This window comes from Streptomyces sp. NPDC001678 (assembly GCF_042892945.1).
In the GTDB taxonomy this organism is placed as follows: Bacteria; Actinomycetota; Actinomycetes; order Streptomycetales; family Streptomycetaceae; genus Streptomyces.
In genome coordinates, this window is the sequence record NZ_JBIAUP010000012.1 from 90,091 (window position 1) to 109,402 (window position 19,312).

The following is a 19,312-nucleotide window of genomic DNA, read 5'->3' on the forward strand; positions in this document are numbered from 1 at the left end:
CCGGGCCACCGCCCGGTCAATCGTGGAGCCAGAAGCCCGTCCGCTCCCGCCACAGCTCCAGCAGCGCCGCGTCCCCGGTGACCTCAGGGCCGCCGCCCGCCGTCGGGCGCCCGTAGACGTACAGCAGCAGGTCGGCCAGCGGGGCGCTCGCGACGACGGCGGCCTCCCCGGGGGAACGGCTCCAGACCGGGACGTTGCCCGTGAGATCCACCCGCCAGTGCGCCGGCGCCCCGGGCGCGGTGCCCGTGGCGCGGAACGCGAGCGTACGGCCGGGGCCCAGCAGCGCGGGCACTCCGGGCCCCGGGGCGAACGCCTCCGGCACCGGGCCGAAGGACATCCACTCGTCGAGCGCGTCGGCGGCGACGTCCTCGGCGACGGTGAACTCCACGCCTGCGGCCAGCGCGGCGTCCGCGCGGTGGACGGCCGTCTCGTGCGTCATCCTGCGGGCCCAGAACGCCGGGGAGGCCTCCCCGGGCACCGGCGTCCACACCCGCGCCCCGGGGCCGGCGTCCCGCAGCGCGGCCGCCAGCAGTTCCGCGCCCTCGGCCAGCCACGGGCCGACCACGGCCACGTCCTCGTCGGCGTACCCGGCGACGTCGTTGAGCCGCGCGTCGGACAGGGCCTCCGGCGACCGCGTCCGCACGATCGCCTCCGCCCACCGGTGCGCCCAGCCCAGGTGGCGCAGCAACTGCCCGAGGTTCCAGCCGGGGCAGGACGGCACGGGGGCGCTCAGGTCCGCGCCCTTGACATACGACGTCAACAGTTCGGTCTGCGCGGGGATTTCGGCGCAGAGACGGTCGAAGCTCAGCGGCGTCATGACGCCACGGTACGACCCGTGGCCGTGGGGCGCCTCCGCCGTACGGCGGAGGGACCCCCGACCCTGGAAGGACGTTCCGGGGCGCGCGGGACGGCAGAGTGGGGAGCGCCGCCACGGGCGGCGGGCCCGCGCCGCATCGCAGGGGAATGCGGCGCGGGCCCTTCGCCCGTGGTCCGGTCGGCCGTGATTCCGGTCAGCGGAGGACGACGTTGTAGGCGGGGGTGACGTCGGGGTGGAGATCGGCGTACCCCAGCTCGGCCAGGATGGGGCCGAGGTGCTTGGCGAAGGCCTCCAGCGCCTCGGAGGACTCCCAGACGTCGACGACCCGCCAGCCGCCGTCCACCGGGCCCGCGACGTGCGCGAGCAGGCCGGGCACGGGGAGGTCGGCAGGCGAGGTGAAGCCGCGGCCGTTGGTGATACGGGTGATGCAGTCGTCGTAGAGCTTCTGACCCGCGGTGCCCTCGACCTGGAACGTGACGACAATGGCCATGGTGGCGTGCTCCTGTCCCTGAGATCCGTTGTCCCTGAGATCCGTGTGCGGCACGGCCCGCCGGGGGCCGTACGGACCAACGATCGCCCCGGACTCCGCCCGGGACACCCACGCGGGTGACGGCTCGTCGGAGCGTCGGGAGCTGATCCGTACGGTCCGGGCGCGGGCGCCGGTGCGGTGTGCTCAAGTCCCGTGGCCGGGGCGGCACCGAGGGGCGCGATGGGCGGGTGATCTCACCGGGGCAGGCCGCTGCCGTGTGTGCCGCGCTGGGCCTGCGGGTGGTCGGCTGAGGGCCCGGCCCGGCTACAGGCCCCGCGGAAGGTCTATCGCTTGACGGCCTCCCCGGCCTTCGCCCAGTTGGCGCGCAGCCGGTCCAGATACGACTGGGCCTGGGGGCCGGGCTTCGTGCCCCGGGCGATGGCGCTCATGTTGCCCGCGCCCGCGTTGTAACCCAGGGCCAGCAGCTCGTCCCGGGTGTAGGGACCGGACGTCTGCTGCGGCAGGCCCTTGGCCAGGTCGTGGAGGAACCACGCCGCAGCCTCGACGGCCAGGTCCGGGTCGTCGGGCAGTTCGTCCCACGACCGGTTCGCGAAGTCGCGGCCCTGTTTGGTGTCGTCGAAGGCCGCCTTGTGCATATTCGCGATGCCGAACGCCGAATCGGGCTTCATGCGCTGCCAGGCACGCTCCAGCGCCGGGTCGTGCGGCTTGTACGACTCGTTGTAGAGGATCGCCATCAGCAGCTGGGCGTCGACCTTCGCCCGCCCCGCGTGCTCGAGGACCTGGGGCGCGAAGCGCGCGGGGTCCTGGTTCGCGGACTGCCCCGACACGCTCGGCCCCGGCGCGCCCGTCCCGCCGGGGCTCGCCGGGGCGGGCGCCGGAGCGGCGCGGTCGCCCGTGCCGCCGCAGGCCGCGAGAGAGGCGGTCGCCGCGACGGTCACCACGACCGTGGCGGCGAGTCGCCGTAGGGACCGCCGGGATGCCATGCGCCGTCCGCCTCCTTCACCACCGCCCCGAAGGGGCCTCACGATCCGTCAGACGTTCGGACGTTCAGACGTTGACGCCGAAGTCCGAGGCGATGCCCGCCAGCCCCGAGGCGTAACCCTGGCCGATGGCCCGGAACTTCCACTCGGCGCCGTGCCGGTAGAGCTCGCCGAAGACCATCGCCGTCTCGGTGGAGGCGTCCTCGGTGAGGTCGTAGCGGGCGAGCTCACGGCCGTCGGCCTGGTTCACCACGCGGATGAAGGCGTTGCGCACCTGCCCGAAGCTCTGGCCGCGCTGGTCGGCGTCGTAGATGGACACCGGGAAGACGATCCGGGCGACCCCGGGCGGGACCGTGCCCAGCGAGACCTGGATCTGCTCGTCGTCCCCGTCGCCGCCGCCGGTGAGGTTGTCCCCGGAGTGCACCACCGAGCCCTCGGGGCTGCGGAGGTTGTTGAAGAAGACGAAGTGCTGGTCGGAGAGGACCTTCCCGGCCGTGTCGCACAGCAGGGCGGAGGCGTCGAGGTCGTAGTCGGCGCCCGTGGTGGTGCGCACGTCCCAGCCCAGCCCGACCATGACGGCCGTCAGGCCCGGGGCCTCCTTGCTCAGTGAGACGTTGCCGCCCTTGGCCAGGGTCACGGCCATGTTCTTCCTCCGGAGTTCGCTGGTCTGCGTGCTGTCATTGCGCAATAACGCCAGGCCAGAGCCTATGGTTCCCGATTTGCGCAAGCAGTGAAGTATTTTGTCACGCCTGTCACCCTTCCTCGGCGAGTACGACGATCTGATCCCCTTCGCGCAGGGTCAAGGGCTCGGTCCTGGACGGGTTGAGGCGCACCCCGTACGAGGGCGGGGTGTCGCGGTCCCGGCCGAGGCGGTAGCCGATCGCGGTCTCGCCCCGCCTGCGGGCGGCCTCGACGGCGGTCGCGAAGGTGGCCTCGGCGCCGGGCACCAGATAGTGGTCAGCCGGTTTGAGGTAGATCTCCGAGCCGGCCGGGTCGAGGAGGATGCGCAGCACCCGGTAGAGCCGCTGGTTCTCGGCCAGTTGCGTCAGCAGCAGACAGATCAGCTTGTTGCTGACGATGAAGTCGTCGGCCTTGGTGACCTGGGCGACCTCGCGGTTGCTGTCGTTGTTCATCTCCGAGACGATCGAGTACGGGTCGCCGAGGCCGACTTCGATGTCGCGGAGGTGCAGCAGCGTCACCAGCGTCCGGTTGTCTGCCTGTTCGGGGTCGACGCTCTCGTCCGAGAGGACGAGGATGTGCTGGTAGTCGCCGGGGGAGAGGGCCTCCAGCGACCTTCTGTTCGTCGGTTCGCAGTGCCTGTGCCCGAGCGTGAGGCGTTGTGGCGCGAGGTCGTCGAATCCGGCCGGGCGGGCGGGGGAGGCCACGTCGAGGGCCGAGCCGGGCCGGGTGAACTCGTCCAGCAGCTCGATGATCTTCGGGGCCCGGGAGTTCCAGCCGATCAGCAGCGTACGGTCGGGGGCCGGCGGCCGCCTCGTGCCCCCGGCGATGGCCGTCTCCACGATCGGCGGCGGCGCGTCCGCGAGCCGGATGAACTCGTCGTCCTCGGCGACCAGGATGACGCCGTCCTCCGCGCCGATGAGGGTGTCCATGGCCGGGTTGAGCAGGATCCGGCCGTTCGCCCGTGCCACGCCGATGGGCACGCCGAGGGCGTAGCGGTGGAGGGAGTCCCCGTAGGAGATCCCGGCGAGGGCCGGTTCCCGGACGATGTAGATCTCGTTGCCGTAGAAGCTCAGCAGTTCGTTGCAGACCGTGGACAGACCCGACTGCCGGTGCGACTGCACGGTCAGCCGTACGGCGAGGTCGTCCGCGTCGACCACCAGACCGCTCGGCCCCGCCGCGAGCCGGGCGGCGGCGAGATTGCCCGCGTCCTGCACGGCCGCGATCAGCGGCGGCCGCCCCTTGGCCCACGGCCTGTTGTTGAGGACCAGCAACACCTTGATCACCTTGGTGTCGCTGTCCCGGCAGAACGACGGCAGCACGATGACGGCCTTCGCCGTGTCCGGGCTGACCAGCTCCAGGTCCGCCTGCTTCAGCGGATTGCCGGACCGGCAGATCACCTGCGTATGGCCGGTGTCGGGGACCCGCAGCCGTATCTGCTCCTCCATGTCCACCTTGTCGCGGTCCGCCAGGATGGCCACACAGGACCGCCGCTCGCTCTGATTGGCCTCGACCAGCTCCTCGACCACCGTGAAGACCTGCTCCGACCAGCCCAGGACGATCGTGTGGCCGCTCTCGATGATCTGCGAGTGCCCCTTGCGCAACTGCTGGATCCGGTTGTTCAGGCCCGTGGTGAGCACACCGATGAAGGTGCTGACGATGAAGATGCCCCCGATGGTCACCATCAGCATCAGCGCCAGGAACACCCAGCCGCCGTGGTCCCCGCCCATGGTGCCCGGATCCAGGGTGCGCAGCATGCTCATCCACGCGACGCCCGCCCAGCCGCCGTTCGCCTCGGTGTCCTCGTCGGTGAGGGTCACCACCAGCACGGTCGTCACGCCGATCAGCACCACCGACGCCAGCGCCAGCCAGCCGATGAGGGCCGGCGTGCCACGGTCCATGGTGCTGTCGAACCAGTACCGCAGCCGGTCCCGCCACTTCACCCGCACCACTCCCGCCGTCCGCCGTCGACGGGGTTCTACCCCGTCAGGGCGCCGGTAGCCCGGCCCGCGCGCCGGTCACGCGCCGCTGGGCCGGGCCCGTACGTGCATCCGCTCGCCCTGCGGGCCGAAGAGGCTGAGGAACTCCACCGGCTCGTCCCCGGCGTTGCCGAAGCCGTGGGGGACGCGGGTGTCGAACTCGGCGGCCTCACCGGCGGTGAGGACGAGATCGTGCTCGCCGAGCGCCAGCCACAGCCGCCCCGACAGGACGTAGAGCCACTCGTAGCCCTCGTGGGTCTTCTGCCCGGGCCGTACGTCCTTCGCCTCCCGGGCCGGGACGATGTGCTTGAAGGCGCGCAGCCCACCGCCGAGGTCACGGGTGAGCGGGATGAAGGTCTTCCCGTTCCGGGTGAACGGGCGGGGGTGGACGCGCGGGTCGCCGGTGGGCGGCGCGCCCACCAGCTCGTCCAGCTGGACGCCATAGGCCTTGGCCAGCGGCAGCAGCAGTTCGAGGGTCGGCTTGCGCTGCCCGGCCTCCAGCCGGGAGAGGGTGCTGAGCGAGATCCCGGTGGTCTCGCCCAGCCGCGCCAGGGTGACCCCGCGCTCGTGGCGCAGCGCCCGCAGCCGGGGGCCGACAGCGCTGAGCACCTGGGGAATGTCGTCGTCGGTCATCCCTCCATTTGCCGATCCGGCAAGAAATTTTGTCAAGCGGGCGGGGTCCGGGCGAGGCTCACGGGGAACCGAGAGGGAGGACTCCCGATGAGCATCAGCGAGCACCGGCACCACCAGGCCGAGAACGTCGACCCCGCCGAGTACTGGGAGCGGCGCTACCAGGAGCGCCAACGCGTGTGGAGCGGCCGGGCGAACCCCGTCCTCGTCGACGTCGTCGAGCCGCTGCCGGCCGGCACGGCCCTCGACCTGGGCTGCGGCGAGGGCGCCGACGCAGTCTGGCTCGCCCGGCGCGGCTGGCGGGTGACCGCCGCCGACGTGTCCGCCACCGCCCTGGAGCGAGCCGCGGGCCACGCGGCCGACGCGGGCGTCGCGGACCGGATCGACTTCCAGCGGCACGACCTGTCCCGCACCCTCCCCGACGGCTCCTTCGACCTGGTCTCCGCCCAGTTCTTCCAGTCGAACGTGGAACTGCCCCGCGAGCGGATCCTGCGCGCGGTCGCGGAGAAGGTCGCGCCCGGCGGCCTCCTGCTCGTCGTCACCCACGCCACCGTCCCCCCGTGGTCCTGGCATCCCCACGAGGACACCGCCGTCCCCACCCCGGAGGAGGAACTCGCCGCGCTGGGCCTCGCACCCGACGGGTGGCACACCGAGCGCCTGGACGCCCCCGCCCGCCGGGCGACCGGACCTGACGGACGGACGGCCACCGTCACCGACAACGTCATCGCCCTCCGGCGCGCCGCGCGTTGACCGTCCGGGCCCGCACGGCGGGGTTCCGCCGGAACCCCGCCGGGTAGGGTCGACGGCCATGGACGCGCTGGGCGGCCGTGTCGCCCTGACGGTGGCCCCCGACGAGCTGCCCCCGCTCTTCCCGCTGCTGCGCCCGGACCGGCCGTCCCAGCAGCGCAGCCCGGCCCGCGCCCGGGCGGCGGGCCTGCCCGCGACCCCGCTGGAGGTGACGGCGGCCGACGTCCTCGCCTGGGACCGCGCCCGCGGTCTGCCGGCGCTCCGGAGCGGTTTCGGCCCGGAACAGGAGAGGGAACTGCCGGCACGCCACGGCGGCCCGGCCCCGGCTTCCGGGTGAACGGAGGGGACGGGCGGTGTCACGCCCCGCTGCCCGAGGAAGGCATCAGGCGCGAACACCGAGGAGCGAGGAGGGCGCTGTGGAGATGCCGCAAGTGGCCGTGTGCGAGGTCACCGAGTGCGCGTACAACGAGGACAGCGCCTGCCACGCCCTGGCCATCACCGTGGGCGACTCGACCCGCGCGCGCTGCGACACGTTCTTCGTCCACCCGTCCAAGGGCGGTGACGCCTCCGCCGTGGGGCGGGTGGGGGCCTGCCACATGGCGGGGTGTCTCCACAACGTCGGGCTCGAGTGCCAGGCCCCCGGCATCACGGTGGCAGCCCTCCAGGACGCGGCGGACTGCCTGACGTACACGGCGCGGTGACGGTCAGTCGGCCGCGAGTTCCGCCGCCTCGTGGGCGTCGAGGAGCGGGCCGGTGAACTGCCGCAGCGTCCCGCGCCCCCTGTCGCGGACCAGTACGTGCAGGGTCAGATACGGGGCCACCGCCTCCATGAAGGCGGCGGGGGTGTTGGAGCGGACGACCGGGACCCGGTTGTACGGGTGGGTGTTCTCCGCGCCACGGTCCTCGTAGCCCCACCGGGCGGGCACGGCGCGCAGCAGCACCTCGCCGATGTAGCGCACGGCCCCGGAGGTGAAGTCCGCGTTGGACGCGGCGTCGATGGCGGCACGGTCCGGATAGCGCGACAACAGCAGCGGCTCCAGCGCGTCCAGGGAATCGAGGCCGAAGTCGAAGGGGAAACCGGCCGGAAGATGGGCCCGGCGCCACTCCTCCAGCGCGGTGTCCATGGTGGCCAGCCACTGGTCGAGGAACGCGCACGCGGGCCCGGTCATGGTCGCGCGGTCCTCGGCCGTGTACGCCTCGGTCCGGCCGGGATCGTTCAAGGTCTCCGCCTCCATCGTCGCCGGGACCGTCCGCCCCGGAAATCCGCCGCCGCTACGGTACAGGGACGCCTCCGCCGTTCCGGCGGCGTGAACGCCCATGTCGGTTCACTCGAACGGTAGACACCCGGCGCCCACCCGGCGCCCACCACGGCGCGCCCACGGTTTGCCCACTCATGGGCGTAGCCCCGCCGGACCGGGGCATACTCCACGACCGTGACGGAAAAGCCCGCCCTCGTACCCGCCCCCGGGGCGCACCCGCACCCCGCGCCGCGCCGACGCCGCCGCGCCCCCGTCTACGAACTGCTCAATTGCGCCCTGCACGGGCATCACCTCGTCGGCACCGACGCGGCCGCCGTGCGCGGGACGGACGCGCTCGTCGTCCGCGAGACGGCCGACGGCACGCGCTGGCACCGCTGCCTGCGCTGTGACGCGTGGCTGCCGCTGCCCGCGCCCGCCCGCCCGGAGCGGGAGTTCCCGCCCGGCCGGGCGGAGATCGAGCTCCCGCTGCGGGGCAGGCCGCTACGGGACCGGTACGTCCTGCGACTGATCGCCATCGACCGGATGGTGCACTTCGTCGTTCTGGCCGTGCTCGCCGCCGCCGTCTTCGTGTTCGTCCATGAACGCGGCCGGCTCCAGAAGCCGTTCTACCGGATCGTCGACGCGATCCAGAACGGCGTCGGAGGGCCCAGCGGGCTGTCGAACCACGGGCTGCTCAAGGACCTCGACAAGGCCTTCGCCGCGCACACCTCCACCCTCTGGATCATCGGCCTGGTCCTGGCCGCGTACGCGGTGCTCGAAGGCGTCGAGGCCGTGGGGCTCTGGTACGCGAAGCGGTGGGCGGAGTACCTCACCTTCGTGGCCACGGCGGTGCTGCTGGTGCCCGAAATCTACGAGCTCACCGGGCACATCACCGTCACCAAGATCCTGACGCTGGTCATCAACCTGGCCGTCGTGCTCTATCTGCTCATCGCCAAGCGGCTGTTCGGCGTCCGGGGCGGCGGCCGGGCCGAGGCGGCCGAGCGTGCTCACGACACCGGCTGGGGGGCGCTGGAACGGGTCTTCCCTGGGCACCGGGACGTATCTGAGCGCGGCCCCTAACCCGGGAATTCCGGCAGCGCCCGCTCGTGGAGCCAGCCCGCGAAGAAGTCGCCCAACTCCCGTCCCGTCACCTCCTCCGCGAGCGCGACGAATCGTTCCGTGTCGCACACCCCGCCCCCGTACCGGGCGGGCAGCTCGCGCGCCAGCCGGAAGAACGCGTCGTCGCCCACGGTCAGCCGTAGCGCGTGCAGCGTGCACGCGCTACGGCCGTACATCCAGTCCTCGTACATCTCGCCCGGCCCCGGGTCCGCCAGGACCGACCCCCTCGGTGTCCCGGCCCGCCGCAGCCCGGCCAGCTCCGGGGCGGCCGTGGCCGAAGCGGCGGGCCCGCCGGAGGCCTCCCACCACAGCCACTCGGCGTACGTCGCGAACGCCTCCTTCAGCCAGAGGTCCCGCCAGCCGCGGATGCCCACGTGGTCGCCGAACCACTGGTGGGCCAGCTCGTGCGCCACCTCGTCCTCGTGGCCCCGGACGCCGTCGACGCGGTCGGTGCCGAAGACCGGGAGGGTCTGCGCCTCCAGGGGGTCCCCGACGTCGTCGTCCACGACCACGACCCCGTACTCCCCGAAGGGGTACGGCCCGAAGAGGTCCGTGAACACCCGCAGCATCCGCGGCTGCCGGCCGAAGTCGTACGCCGCCCGGTCCGCCAGCCGCTCCGGGAAGGCGTTGCGCAGCAGGACGCCCGGCGGGCCGCCGGACTGCTCGGTGAGGACGAAGCGGCCGATGGCGACGGTCGCCAGGTACGGCGCCATCGGCTCCGCGTGCTCGTACACCCACGTGGTACGGCCCGCCCCCGCCGCCCGGCGCTCCGTCAGCAGGCCGTTGGCGCACACCTGGTACGGGCCCGGGGCCGTGATCTCGAAGCGGTGGGCGGCCTTGTCGTCGGGTCGGTCGTCGCAGGGATACCAGGACGAGGCGCCCACCGGCTCGCTGGTGACCCGGACGCCGCCGTCCCGGGTGCGGAACCAGCCCGCCGCGTCGTCCAGTTCGGGCAGGCCCACCGGCCGGGGCACCCCGTGGTAGGCCACGGTGACCTCGACGGGCTCGCCCGCCGGCAGGGGGCGTCCCGCTGCGAGGCGGAGCTTCCTCTTGCGGTGCCGGAAGGCCACGGCCGAGCCGGCGACCGTGACACGGGTGACGCGCAGACGCGCCAGGTCGAGGTCGAGTGCGTCGAGCGGGCGTTCGGGGACGACGGTCAGGGCCGCGTCGGCGAGGACGCGGCCCGAGCCGGGCTTCCAGTCCAGGCGGATCCGGTAGCGCGCCACATGGAAGCCCGTGCTCCCGTGGCCGGGGAAGTAGCGGTGCCGCCGGGCCGGGGAGCGCACGGTCTCAGCGGGCCAGCCGGCCCAGCAGGGAGGCCGCCGCGGCGATGCCCAGGAGCGCGGCGAGAATGAGGACGGCGAAGTCGGTGACGAGGTGGGCGTGGGTGCCGATGAGGAGTCCGCGCAGGGCGTCCACCTGGTAGCTGAGCGGGTTCACGGCGCTGAACGCCCGCAGCCAGCCGGGCATCACGTCCACCGGGTAGAGGGCGTTGGAGCCGAAGAACAGCGGCATGGTGATGGCCTGGCCGATGCCCATGAGGCGGTCGCGGGTGAGCACGATCCCGGCGATCGTCATCGACAGGCAGGAGAAGAAGGCCGAGCCGAGGAGGACGACCACGACGACGCCCAGCAGCTTCAGCGGGTTCCAGGTGAGCGCGACGCCCAGGACGGCGGCGATCGCGATCACGACCACGGCCTGGATCACCGCCTTCACCCCGGACGCGAACGCCTTGCCGGTGATCAGCGCGGCCCTGGGGGTGGGGGTGACCAGGAGCTTGGTGAGGACACCGGAGTCCCGCTCCCAGATGATCATGATGCCGTAGAAGATGGCGATGAACATCGCCGACTGGGCGATGATCCCGGGGGCGAGGTAGTCGATGTACGGGACGTTCCCCGTGGGGATGACCCGCATCCGGGTGAAGGTCTCGCCGAAGATCAGCAGCCAGAGCGCCGGCTGGACGGCCCGGGTGTAGAGCTCGGTGCGGTCGTGCCGCAGCTTCTGGAGCTCGACCGCGCACATCGCGGCCACCCGGGCCGGTACGACCCGCAGGCCGCTGCGGGCGCGCGGCGGGCTCAGCAGCAGCGCGAAGCGCTGTTCCGGTTCCGGGGCGACGGTCCCGCCCGGCGTGGCGTCAGCCGATGCGGGACGCGGTGCGGCGGGTACGGCGGACATCGCTGAACTCCCCTCGCTGTCCGGGGCCCGGGTCGCCCAGCCCGCTGCCCGCGAAGTGCCGGAAGACGTCCTCCAGGGAGGGCGGCGGCGAGTCCGTGTCGCCGGACTCCCGGCGCCGGCCGACCAGTTCCGCCTTGAGCTCCTCGGGCGTGCCCTGGGCGCGGATACGCCCGCGGTGCATCAGCGCCAGCCGGTCGCAGCGCTGGTCGGCCTCCTCCATGGAGTGGGTGGTCACCAGCACGGTCATCCCCGTGCCCGAGCGGATGTCGGAGATCCGCTCCCAGACGCTGTCGCGGGCGATCGGGTCCATGCCGATGGTCGGCTCGTCCAGGATCAGCAGCCGCGGGGCGCTCACCAGCGCCTGGGCGAGCTCGAGACGGCGGACCATGCCGCCCGAGTACGTTCCCGCGGACCGCTGCGCGGCGTCGGCCAGGCCGACCGCGTCCAGCGCCTGCGCGACGCGCGCGGCGCGTTCGCGTCGGGGGACGTCGAAGACCCGGGCGAAGAGGGCCACGTTCTCGCGGCCGGTGAGGCCCGCGTCGGCGGACAACTGCTGGGGCACATAGCCGAGCAGCCGCCGGACGGCCATCCGCTGCCGGGCCGCGTCGTGCCCGAAGACCTCGACGACGCCCGGCGGGACGGGCAGGAGCGTGGTGATCGCGCGGATCGTGGTCGTCTTGCCCGCGCCGTTGGGCCCCAGGAGGCCGAAGACCTCGCCCTGCTCGACCCGCAGGTCCAGCCCGTCCACGGCCTTTGTGGCACCGAACGAGTAATGGAGGTCCACGCAGCTGAGGGCCGCGGTGCCGGCGGCTTCCCCGGAGGTCTCCGGGCGGTGGGGGAGGGGAGTGGTCATGGCACCTCCGCGGTGTCGGAAGCGATGCCGTCCGGCGCGAGCCCGTGCCGGACGGGTGCGGTCAGACGGGCTCCGCGTCCCGTAGCGACGCGGCCAGCCTGCGCAGCGCCGGCAGCGCCGCCGCCAGGGCCGCCCGGTCCTCGTCCGTGAGCTTTCGGACGTGGTCCCGGAAGAGTGCGGCGCGCCGCGCGTCCCAGTCCCGAAGCCGTTCCCCGCACGACGGCGTCGGGAAGAGCAGCACGGCGCGCCCGTCCCCGGGGTCGGCCTCCCGGAGCAGCAGGCCGGCCGACATCAGTTGATTGACCAGTGTGCTGACGGTGTTGGAGGCCAGGCACAGCTCGCGGGCGGCGGCCGAGACGCCGATGCCGGGGCGGGCCGTGACCACTCGCATCAGTTCGACCTGGGCGCCACGGGGTCGTGGCACCGGAAGGCCGCTCCAGAGCCTCCGGCGGGCCAACCGCTGGATACCGGACAGGACCCCGGCGAGCTCGTCGGGCAGACTCCCTACGGCCATATCATCAGTTTAGCTCTGTGTAAGAGCTACCGACAGACGCCGGCACGCGCCGGTTCGGCCCCGGCGCACGCCGCGTGCGGGGCGTTCGCCGCCCGGCCGGAGGAGACCACGCGCTTGGCCGGTTCGGCGTCCGCGCCGAGGCCGAAGGACCGGTGCAGCGCCCGCAGCGCGTCCGGGAGCCGGTCGGCGGGGCAGAGCACCGAGATCCGGGTCTCCGTCGCCGTGATGGTCTCGAACCGCACGTCCGCCCGGGCCAGCGTCTCGCAGAACGTCGCGATCGCGCCCGTGCGGGTGCGGACACCGGAGCCGACGAGCGAGACCTTGCCGATGTCGTCACGGCAGGTCACCTCCTCGTGGCCGATCTCCGCCCGGTGCTCGCACAGCGCCGCGAGCACGGCGGGCACATCGCTCTTGGGGAGGACGAACCTGATGTCGCCGGCCTGTTCACCGGGCCCGCGCACCGGCGGCTGGACGACCGTGTCGATCTCGGCACCGGCGTCCGCCACCACCCGGAACACCGTGGACACGGCCCCCGGGCGGGCCGGGACGGCGGTGACGGTGACCTCGGCCGTGGACAGGTCGTGCGCGACGCCCGCGAACGGCGCGCGCTCCGGACAGGCGGCGTGTTCCGCGCACGCCCCGCGCTCCGGTTCATCCTGGCACGCCGACACCACCGTGCCGGGGCAGCCGCCGTCGGAGGCGCGGACGCGCACGGTCACACCGTGCCGGCGCGCGTACTCCACGCTGCGCGGGGCCAGCACCTTGGCACCGCTCGCGGCCAGCTCCAGCATCGTGTCGTAGTCCAGCCGGGACAGCGGCCTGGCCTGCGGCACCAGATGGGGGTCGGCGGTGTGGACGCCGTCCACATCGGTGTAGATCTCGCAGACGTCCGCCTTGAGCGCGGCGGCCAGCGCGATCGCCGTGGTGTCGGACCCGCCGCGGCCCAGCGTGGTGTCCTCGCCGGTCTCCCGGCTGACGCCCTGGAACCCCGCGACCAGCACGACCATCCCGCGGTCGAGCGCCTGCCGCACCCGGGTGGGCTCGACGCCGATGATCCGGGCCCGGCCGTGCACCGAGCTGGTGATCACACCGGCCTGCGGGCCCGAGAAGGAACAGGCGGGCACCCCCAGCGACTGGACCGCCATGGCCGTCAGCGCGTTGGAGATGCGCTCGCCGGCGCTCAGCAGCATGTCGAGCTCGCGACGCGAGGGGACCGGGGCCATCTCCCGCGCCAGCCCGAGGAGCTGATCGGTGGTGTCGCCCATGGCGGAGACCACCACGACGACGTCGTGGCCTTCGTCGTGCGCGGCGACGATGCGTTCGGCGACGCGCCGGATCCGCTCGGTACTCCCTACCGAGGAGCCGCCGTATTTCTGGACGATGAGCATCGTTCGGGGCCTTCCACTACGGAGTACGTGCGGTGGGATCGACTACGGGGACGACGGGGCGCGGGCGTCGACCGCGTCGACGAGGATCGAGCAGGCGGTGTCGACGACCTCGGCCGTCACATTGAGCGGCGGCAGGATCCGTACGACACAGTCGTTCCGGCCGCCCAGCTCCACGATCAGCCCGTGGCGCAGCGCGTGGGCCTGCACGGCCGAGGCGGCCCCGGTCGCGGGCCGGCCGGTCACCGGATCGGCCAGCTCGACGCCCCACATCAGGCCCCGGCCCCGCACCTCGCGGACCCAGGGACGGCCCGTCAGCGGCGCCAGCCGGCCGGCGATCTGCTCGCCGCGCCGCCGGACGTTGCCCAGCACGTCGTCGCGCCGGATCACCCGGATCGCCTCCACCCCGGCGGCGAACGCCAGCTGGTTGCCCCGGAAGGTGCCGATGTGGGCGCCGGCCTCCCAGGTATCCAGCGCGGCGTCGTAGAGGATGACGGCCACGGGCATGCCGATGCCGCTCAGGGCCTTGGACGCCACGACGACGTCCGGCTCGACGCCGTACTGCTCGAACGCGAACCACGTGCCGGTGCGCCCGCAGCCCGTCTGCACCTCGTCGACCACCAGGGGGATGCCGAGGTAACGGGTCAGCTCCCGCACCCGCCGGGCGAATTCGGGGCGGGCCGGGACCACGCCGCCCTCGCCCTGCACCAGCTCCAGCAGGACGGCGGCGGGCAGCGGGATGCCGCCGAGGCTGTCGGTCAGCGCCCGCTCCAGGTACCCGGCGTCGTTGTAGGGGAAGAAATGGACGCCGGGCATGGTGTTGGCCACGTTCCGCTTGGCGGACACCAGGCCGCTGAGCGCCATGGCGGCGTGGGTACTGCCGTGGAAGCCGCCCTGGAAGGAGACGACGTCCCCGCGCCCGGTCGCGGTCTTGCACAGCTTGATCGCGGCCTCGACCGCGTTGGCGCCGGTGGGCCCACAGAAATGGATCTTCATCCTGTCGCGCAGCCCCGGGCGGAGCATGGACAGTTGTGCCTCGGTGAAGGCGTCCTTGGCCGGGGTGGGGAAGTCCAGGCCGTGGGCGAGCAGCCCCAGCTGCCGGCTCACGCTCGCGACGACCTCGGGGTGGTTGTGGCCCAGGGAGAGCACCCCGGCGCCGGCGAGGAAGTCGATGAAGACATTGCCGTCGACGTCACGGACGAAGCTCCCGGAGCCCTCCTCCAGGGCGATGGGCAGATGCCTGGGGTACGTCCGGGCGCCGGACTCCCGGAGCTCCTGACGGGCCAGCAGCTCGGCGGAGAGCGGGCCGGGCAGCTCGCCGCCGACATACGGGGCGGTCAGCGGGCGGGCGGTGACGAGCGAGGTCATGACACGCCTCCTGCGGTCGCTTCGGTCGCTCCGGCGGTTTCGGCGGTCGTCCGGGCGGGCGCGGCGGGCCGGGCGGGGATGCCCCGCCAGCTCGTGCCGTCGGGCAGGGACTCGCCCTTCATGACGAGGGACATCGAGTCGAGCCGGGCGCCGGAGCCCACCCGCGCGTCGTACAGGACGACGCAGCGCACGCCGACCGACGCCGACGCCCCGACCGTGACACGGGACATCTTCATCACCCGGTCCTCGAACAGATGGGTCTGGAGGGAGGTGACCTCCCCGACCGCCGCGTCGTCCCCGACCTCGACCAGGTCGAACTCCGTCAGGTACGTGGTGGACAGCCACACCCGCCGCCCGATCCGCGCGCCGAACAGCCGCAGCACCCAGCAGGCCCAGGGCGTGCCGGTCAGCAGATTGAGGAAGGCGGGCACGACCAGGTTCTCGAACAGCCCGGTGACCAGCTCCGTGCGCCGGACCCAGATGCTCCACAACGGCTCCTCGCGCGGCCGGTAGCGGCCCACGACCAGCCATTTGACCACCACCGTGACCAGGGTGGCGGCCAGCCCCGCCAGCAGCACCAGGGCCGGGCCGACGAGGAACAGCACCAGGGGCCGGGAGGCCTCGGCCACGCGCAGCGCGAGGTAGAGGCTGCCGAGGCCGCACAGCGCGCCGATCGTCGCGGGCAGGGTCACCCGGAAGTACTCGATGGCCAGGCGCGCGGCGATCAGCCCCGGGGTCGGACTGTAGGTCAGCTTCGGGTCGAACGCCTTGCTGGCCTCGCGGTGCGGCAGGAAGATCGCGGGGGAGCCCAGCCAGGTCGTCTCGGGGGCGATGGGCGTCTCGGGCGCGAGGGAGTGGACGCCCAGGAGGGCGTTGTCGCCGATCCGGCAGGAGCCGGGCACCAGCGCCCCGTTGCCGACGAAGGCGCGCCGCCCCACCTCGGCGGGCGCGAGCGCGATCCGGCCCCGGTGGAAGACGGCCGGGCCCACCATGCTGATGTCCGCGACGAAGCTCTGCCCGCCGATGACCAGCATGTCGGGGTCGACGAAGCTCACCGTCGCCACCTCCGCCCAGCGTCCCGTCCGCGCGCCCAGCCACCGCAGGAAGGGCACGAGGTAGAGGGTGGAGTACAGGGAGTGGGTGAGCGTCAGGCTCCGCGTGAGCATGCCGTCGCTGATCCACTTGCGCACCCCGAAGGCGCCGCGCTCGATGTGGAGCCCGGCGGGCGCGGTGCGCATGAGGGCCTTCTTGACGAGGAGGACGGCCCCGCAGATGCCCAGCACGGCCACGGGCCCGGCCACGAACGCCGCCGCGCAGGCCCAGGCGAAGCCGTAGCGCCAGGCCGTGCCCGCCACGATCACCGGGGGGACGGAGATCGACAGCAGGGGGACGAGCGTGAAGAGCAGCGCGCCCGCCGCGTAGCCGGCCAGCACCGGGACGGGCCAGGGACGTTCGTCGTCGGCGCGGGCGGCCATGTCCGCGAGCAGGGGCGGGGTGGCGTCCCGGCGGGTCACGGGCGCGCCGGCCCAGTGCTCGCCGCCGGGGACGACCTGGCCCTCGGGGACGAGCGACTGCTCGCCGACCGAGGCCCCGTCGCCGATGACGGCACCGGGGAGCACCACGCTGTTGGCTCCCACGAAGCAGCCGGAGCCGATCCGCACGGGCCCGAGCCGCAGCCGGCCGCCCGTGACGGTGTACGGCTGGATACGGGCGCCGTATCCGACGCTGGTCCGGTCGCCGATGTCCACGAGCGCGGGAGGGAAGAAGAGCGCCGAGAGATGGCAGGCCCGCCCGATCCGGGCGCCCAGCAGCCGCAGACAGCCGGCGAAGAGCGGCGAACCGGGCAGCAGGGCGACCGGCGATGTGGCGAGCACCCTGCCGTGCAGCCAGAACCGCAGATAGGTCACGCCCCACAGGGGGTAGTCCCCGGGGCGCACACCGGCCATGAGCAGCCGGCAGACGAACAGCGGCAGCACGCCCAGGGTGAGGACCATCCAGCCCGCGATCAGCAGCAGGAACACGGGCGCCGGGAGATGCCCGACGACGTCCAGCGCGCTGCCTGCCAGTGGTGCCCGCACGGGGACGCGCCACGCCTCGAAGAGGCGGTACAGCAGGGCCACCCCGGCGACCGACGGCAGCAGCAGCCACAGGTACAGCCCCATGAGCTGGGCGACCCCGCAGACCGCCACGCGGAGGGTGGAGTGCCGCAGGGGAGGGGGCGCGGGTGTCTCGCGCGCGGGTGTCCGTGAACGGGCGGAGGCGATGAAGGCGGCCAGGTCACGGACGGTCGGGTGGGCGTAGAGGTCGCCCATGGCCACGTCGCTGAGCGCGGGGTCCTGGCGCATCCGGGAGATCAGCCGGGCCGCGGTCATGGAGTGACCGCCGAGGTCGCAGAAGAAGTCGTCCTCGACGGAGATCCCGCTGTCGGAGCCGTCGGCGCTGCTTTTGCCGCTGCCGGTGTCGCTGCCGGCGCCCAGGATGTCCTGCCAGAGGGCGGTCAGCCGCCGTTCCAGCGGTGTCGCCGGGGCGGTGCGCGGCCTGGTGCGGCGGGCGAGCGGTGGGGAGACGGGCGGGGGCAGCGCGGCCCGGTCCACCTTGTCGGCGGCCAGCAGCGGAAACTCGGGGAGCACTTCGAGGAACGAGGGGACCATGTAGCCGGGCAGCCTGTTGCGCAGCCGGACCCGCAGCCGTTCGCGCAGCTCCTCCTCGGAGGGCCGGTCGGCGGCGTGGCCGGTGAGGGTGACATAGCCGATCAGGCCCTGGGCGACGCCCTCGCGCTCCAGGGGGGTGACAACCGCGTTCCCGACCGCCCGGTCCTCGCGCAGAATCGTTTCGATCTCGGCGAGTTCTATGCGGTAGCCACGGATCTTCACCTGGGTGTCGGTGCGGCCCAGGTATTCGAGCTCTCCCGCCCCGGTGAAGCGGCCCCGGTCGCCCGTGCGGTAGACGCGCGGGGCGCGGTCGCGGTCGTCCGGCACCGGGTTGGGGACGAAACGCTCGGCGGTGAGCTCGGGGCGGTTGACGTAGCCCAGGGCGACTCCGGGGCCGCCGATGCAGATCTCGCCGCTCTCGCCCCGGGCGACCGGGCGGAGCTTTTCGTCGAGGATGTAGACACGGTAGGTGGGCAGGGGTGTGCCGATGGTGACCGGCCGGTCGGGGGCGAGCTCGCCGCAGGTGGCGGTGACGGTCGCCTCCGTGGGGCCGTAGGCGTTGAGGATGCGCCGGCCGGGGCGCCACCAGCGGCGCACCAGGTCGGGAGGGCACGCCTCGCCGCTGACGAGCAGGCTGCGCAGGGTGGGCACCTCCGTCTCCAGCGTCATCAGGAGGGCGGGGACGCAGCACAGCACCGTGATGCCGTGCTCGATCAGGAAGTCGTTCAGTCCCTCGCCGGCCCGCCGGTCGTCGCCGGGCCCGGCGACGAGGGTCGCCCCGGCCAGCCAGGTGGGCCATATCTCCTCGACGGCGAAGTCGAAGGCGAGGGAGAGGCCCTGGTAGACCCGGTCCTCCGGCCGTACGCGGTAGACGGGGGCGGCCACGCGCAGGAAGTTGACGATGCTCGCGTGCGAGACGGCCACGCCCTTGGGCCGGCCGGTGGTGCCGGAGGTGTAGATGACGTAGCACAGCGAGGACGGGCCCGCCCGCACCCCGGGCCGGCTGTCCGGCCGGCGGGCCAGCTGCTCCTCGGCGCGGTCCAGTTCGAGGATGGGACAGTGGAGGTCACGGGTCTTCCCACCGAGGGACGATGTCGTCACCAGGTCGGACAGCTCCGCGTCATGGGCGATGAACGCCAGCCGGTCGGCAGGGAAGGACGGGTCGAGCGGCACATAGGCGGCGCCCGCCTTGAGCACCGCGAGGAGGGCGGCGTAGCCGTCGGTGGAACGGTCGAGGAGGATTCCCACCCGGGCGCCCTCCCCGGCGCCGCGCTCCCGGAGCAGATGGGCCAGCCGGTTGGCCCGGCGGTCGAGCTCCGCGTAGCCGAGGCGCCGTCCGTCGTCGATGACGGCGGTGCGGTGGGGGGCTTTGTCACAAGCGTATTCGAAGTATTCCGCCAGGGTCCGGACGTCGGGCGGCGCGCCCGTGGCCCGGGTCCCGGCGGACCCCGCGGCTGTCGTCGACTCTGCCATGACCTCTCCCTGCGGGGCGGATCCGCAGCATGTGCGCCTTGCTGTCCATATGTACGGATTGATGAGGTGCGCTGTTCATCCGATGGGCCCGGACGACGGCGTCTGCGGAATCTTCACGTCGGAATCTTCACGTCGAGCTTTTGACGAGTGGAATGTAGCGTTTTGTTCCTCTTCTTCTTCCACGGTAAGTAACGTGACCGCGAAGGGGAAATGGA

17 protein-coding genes and 1 pseudogene are annotated in these 19,312 nt (G+C 73.0%); 4 read left to right on the forward strand and 14 right to left on the reverse strand.

What is annotated here, in order from left to right:
* Window positions 1–16 precede the first annotated feature (16 nt).
* The 6 genes from ACFYZR_RS24115 to ACFYZR_RS24140 form a co-directional block, all read right to left on the reverse strand.
* Window positions 17–817 (reverse strand): maleylpyruvate isomerase family mycothiol-dependent enzyme, encoded by an 801-nt coding sequence (locus ACFYZR_RS24115; protein ID WP_391913552.1) that lies wholly within the window; start codon window positions 815–817, stop codon window positions 17–19.
* Window positions 818–1,010: 193 nt separating this feature from the next.
* Window positions 1,011–1,307 (reverse strand): hypothetical protein, encoded by a 297-nt coding sequence (locus ACFYZR_RS24120; RefSeq protein WP_391913554.1) that lies wholly within the window; start codon window positions 1,305–1,307, stop codon window positions 1,011–1,013.
* Between the two features lie 323 nt (window positions 1,308–1,630).
* Window positions 1,631–2,290, reverse strand: coding sequence for a transglycosylase SLT domain-containing protein (locus tag ACFYZR_RS24125; RefSeq protein WP_391913556.1), 660 nt, complete (start codon window positions 2,288–2,290; stop codon window positions 1,631–1,633).
* 64 nt (window positions 2,291–2,354) lie between these two features.
* Complete coding sequence (locus ACFYZR_RS24130) at window positions 2,355–2,930, reverse strand: TerD family protein (RefSeq protein ID WP_391913558.1); 576 nt, start codon at window positions 2,928–2,930, stop codon at window positions 2,355–2,357.
* Between the two features lie 109 nt (window positions 2,931–3,039).
* Window positions 3,040–4,908 carry a potassium transporter TrkA gene (locus ACFYZR_RS24135; protein ID WP_391913560.1) on the reverse strand — a complete coding sequence of 623 codons (1,869 nt, stop codon included), beginning with the start codon at window positions 4,906–4,908 and terminating at the stop codon, window positions 3,040–3,042.
* A gap of 75 nt (window positions 4,909–4,983) precedes the next feature.
* Complete coding sequence (locus ACFYZR_RS24140) at window positions 4,984–5,577, reverse strand: helix-turn-helix domain-containing protein (RefSeq protein ID WP_391913562.1); 594 nt, start codon at window positions 5,575–5,577, stop codon at window positions 4,984–4,986.
* 87 nt (window positions 5,578–5,664) lie between these two features.
* Here ACFYZR_RS24140 and ACFYZR_RS24145 point away from each other — a divergent pair, with 87 nt between their 5' ends.
* From ACFYZR_RS24145 to ACFYZR_RS24155, 3 genes are all read left to right on the forward strand, one after another.
* Window positions 5,665–6,324, forward strand: a complete 660-nt coding sequence (locus ACFYZR_RS24145; protein ID WP_391913564.1) for a class I SAM-dependent methyltransferase — start codon at window positions 5,665–5,667, stop codon at window positions 6,322–6,324.
* 58 nt (window positions 6,325–6,382) lie between these two features.
* On the forward strand, window positions 6,383–6,658 hold the full coding sequence (locus ACFYZR_RS24150; protein ID WP_391913566.1) for a hypothetical protein: 276 nt from the start codon (window positions 6,383–6,385) through the stop codon (window positions 6,656–6,658).
* A gap of 85 nt (window positions 6,659–6,743) precedes the next feature.
* Window positions 6,744–7,022: a DUF1540 domain-containing protein gene (locus ACFYZR_RS24155; protein WP_391913783.1), complete on the forward strand. Its 279-nt coding sequence runs from the start codon at window positions 6,744–6,746 to the stop codon at window positions 7,020–7,022.
* A gap of 3 nt (window positions 7,023–7,025) precedes the next feature.
* Here ACFYZR_RS24155 and ACFYZR_RS24160 read toward each other — a convergent pair whose 3' ends face one another.
* Window positions 7,026–7,541 (reverse strand): hypothetical protein, encoded by a 516-nt coding sequence (locus ACFYZR_RS24160; protein ID WP_391913568.1) that lies wholly within the window; start codon window positions 7,539–7,541, stop codon window positions 7,026–7,028.
* Between the two features lie 213 nt (window positions 7,542–7,754).
* Between ACFYZR_RS24160 and ACFYZR_RS24165 the strand changes: the two genes are divergently transcribed.
* Window positions 7,755–8,639 (forward strand): DUF2127 domain-containing protein, encoded by an 885-nt coding sequence (locus ACFYZR_RS24165; protein ID WP_391913570.1) that lies wholly within the window; start codon window positions 7,755–7,757, stop codon window positions 8,637–8,639.
* On the opposite strand, the gene ACFYZR_RS24170 is transcribed toward ACFYZR_RS24165, so the two are convergent.
* The 7 genes and pseudogenes from ACFYZR_RS24170 to ACFYZR_RS24200 form a co-directional block, all read right to left on the reverse strand.
* Complete coding sequence (locus ACFYZR_RS24170; protein ID WP_391913572.1) at window positions 8,636–9,964, reverse strand: M1 family metallopeptidase; 1,329 nt, start codon at window positions 9,962–9,964, stop codon at window positions 8,636–8,638. The two genes, ACFYZR_RS24165 and ACFYZR_RS24170, sit on opposite strands and share 4 nt — an antisense overlap.
* 4 nt (window positions 9,965–9,968) lie before the next feature.
* Window positions 9,969–10,853: an ABC transporter permease gene (locus tag ACFYZR_RS24175; protein WP_391913574.1), complete on the reverse strand. Its 885-nt coding sequence runs from the start codon at window positions 10,851–10,853 to the stop codon at window positions 9,969–9,971.
* The gene (locus tag ACFYZR_RS24180) at window positions 10,813–11,706 is read right to left on the reverse strand and encodes an ABC transporter ATP-binding protein (protein ID WP_391913576.1); all 894 of its coding nucleotides are present in this window, start codon (window positions 11,704–11,706) and stop codon (window positions 10,813–10,815) included. Before ACFYZR_RS24180 ends, ACFYZR_RS24175 begins: the two co-directional genes overlap by 41 nt.
* Before the next feature lie 61 nt (window positions 11,707–11,767).
* Window positions 11,768–12,220: a MarR family winged helix-turn-helix transcriptional regulator gene (locus ACFYZR_RS24185; RefSeq protein WP_391913578.1), complete on the reverse strand. Its 453-nt coding sequence runs from the start codon at window positions 12,218–12,220 to the stop codon at window positions 11,768–11,770.
* A gap of 92 nt (window positions 12,221–12,312) precedes the next feature.
* Window positions 12,313–13,608, reverse strand: a pseudogene (locus tag ACFYZR_RS24190) (aspartate kinase); the annotation flags it as partial.
* 42 nt (window positions 13,609–13,650) lie between these two features.
* A complete protein-coding gene (locus ACFYZR_RS24195) occupies window positions 13,651–14,973 on the reverse strand; it encodes an aminotransferase class III-fold pyridoxal phosphate-dependent enzyme (RefSeq protein ID WP_391913580.1) in 1,323 nt (440 codons plus the stop codon).
* The gene (locus ACFYZR_RS24200; protein WP_391913582.1) at window positions 14,970–19,097 is read right to left on the reverse strand and encodes a Pls/PosA family non-ribosomal peptide synthetase; all 4,128 of its coding nucleotides are present in this window, start codon (window positions 19,095–19,097) and stop codon (window positions 14,970–14,972) included. Before ACFYZR_RS24200 ends, ACFYZR_RS24195 begins: the two co-directional genes overlap by 4 nt.
* Window positions 19,098–19,312 lie beyond the last annotated feature (215 nt).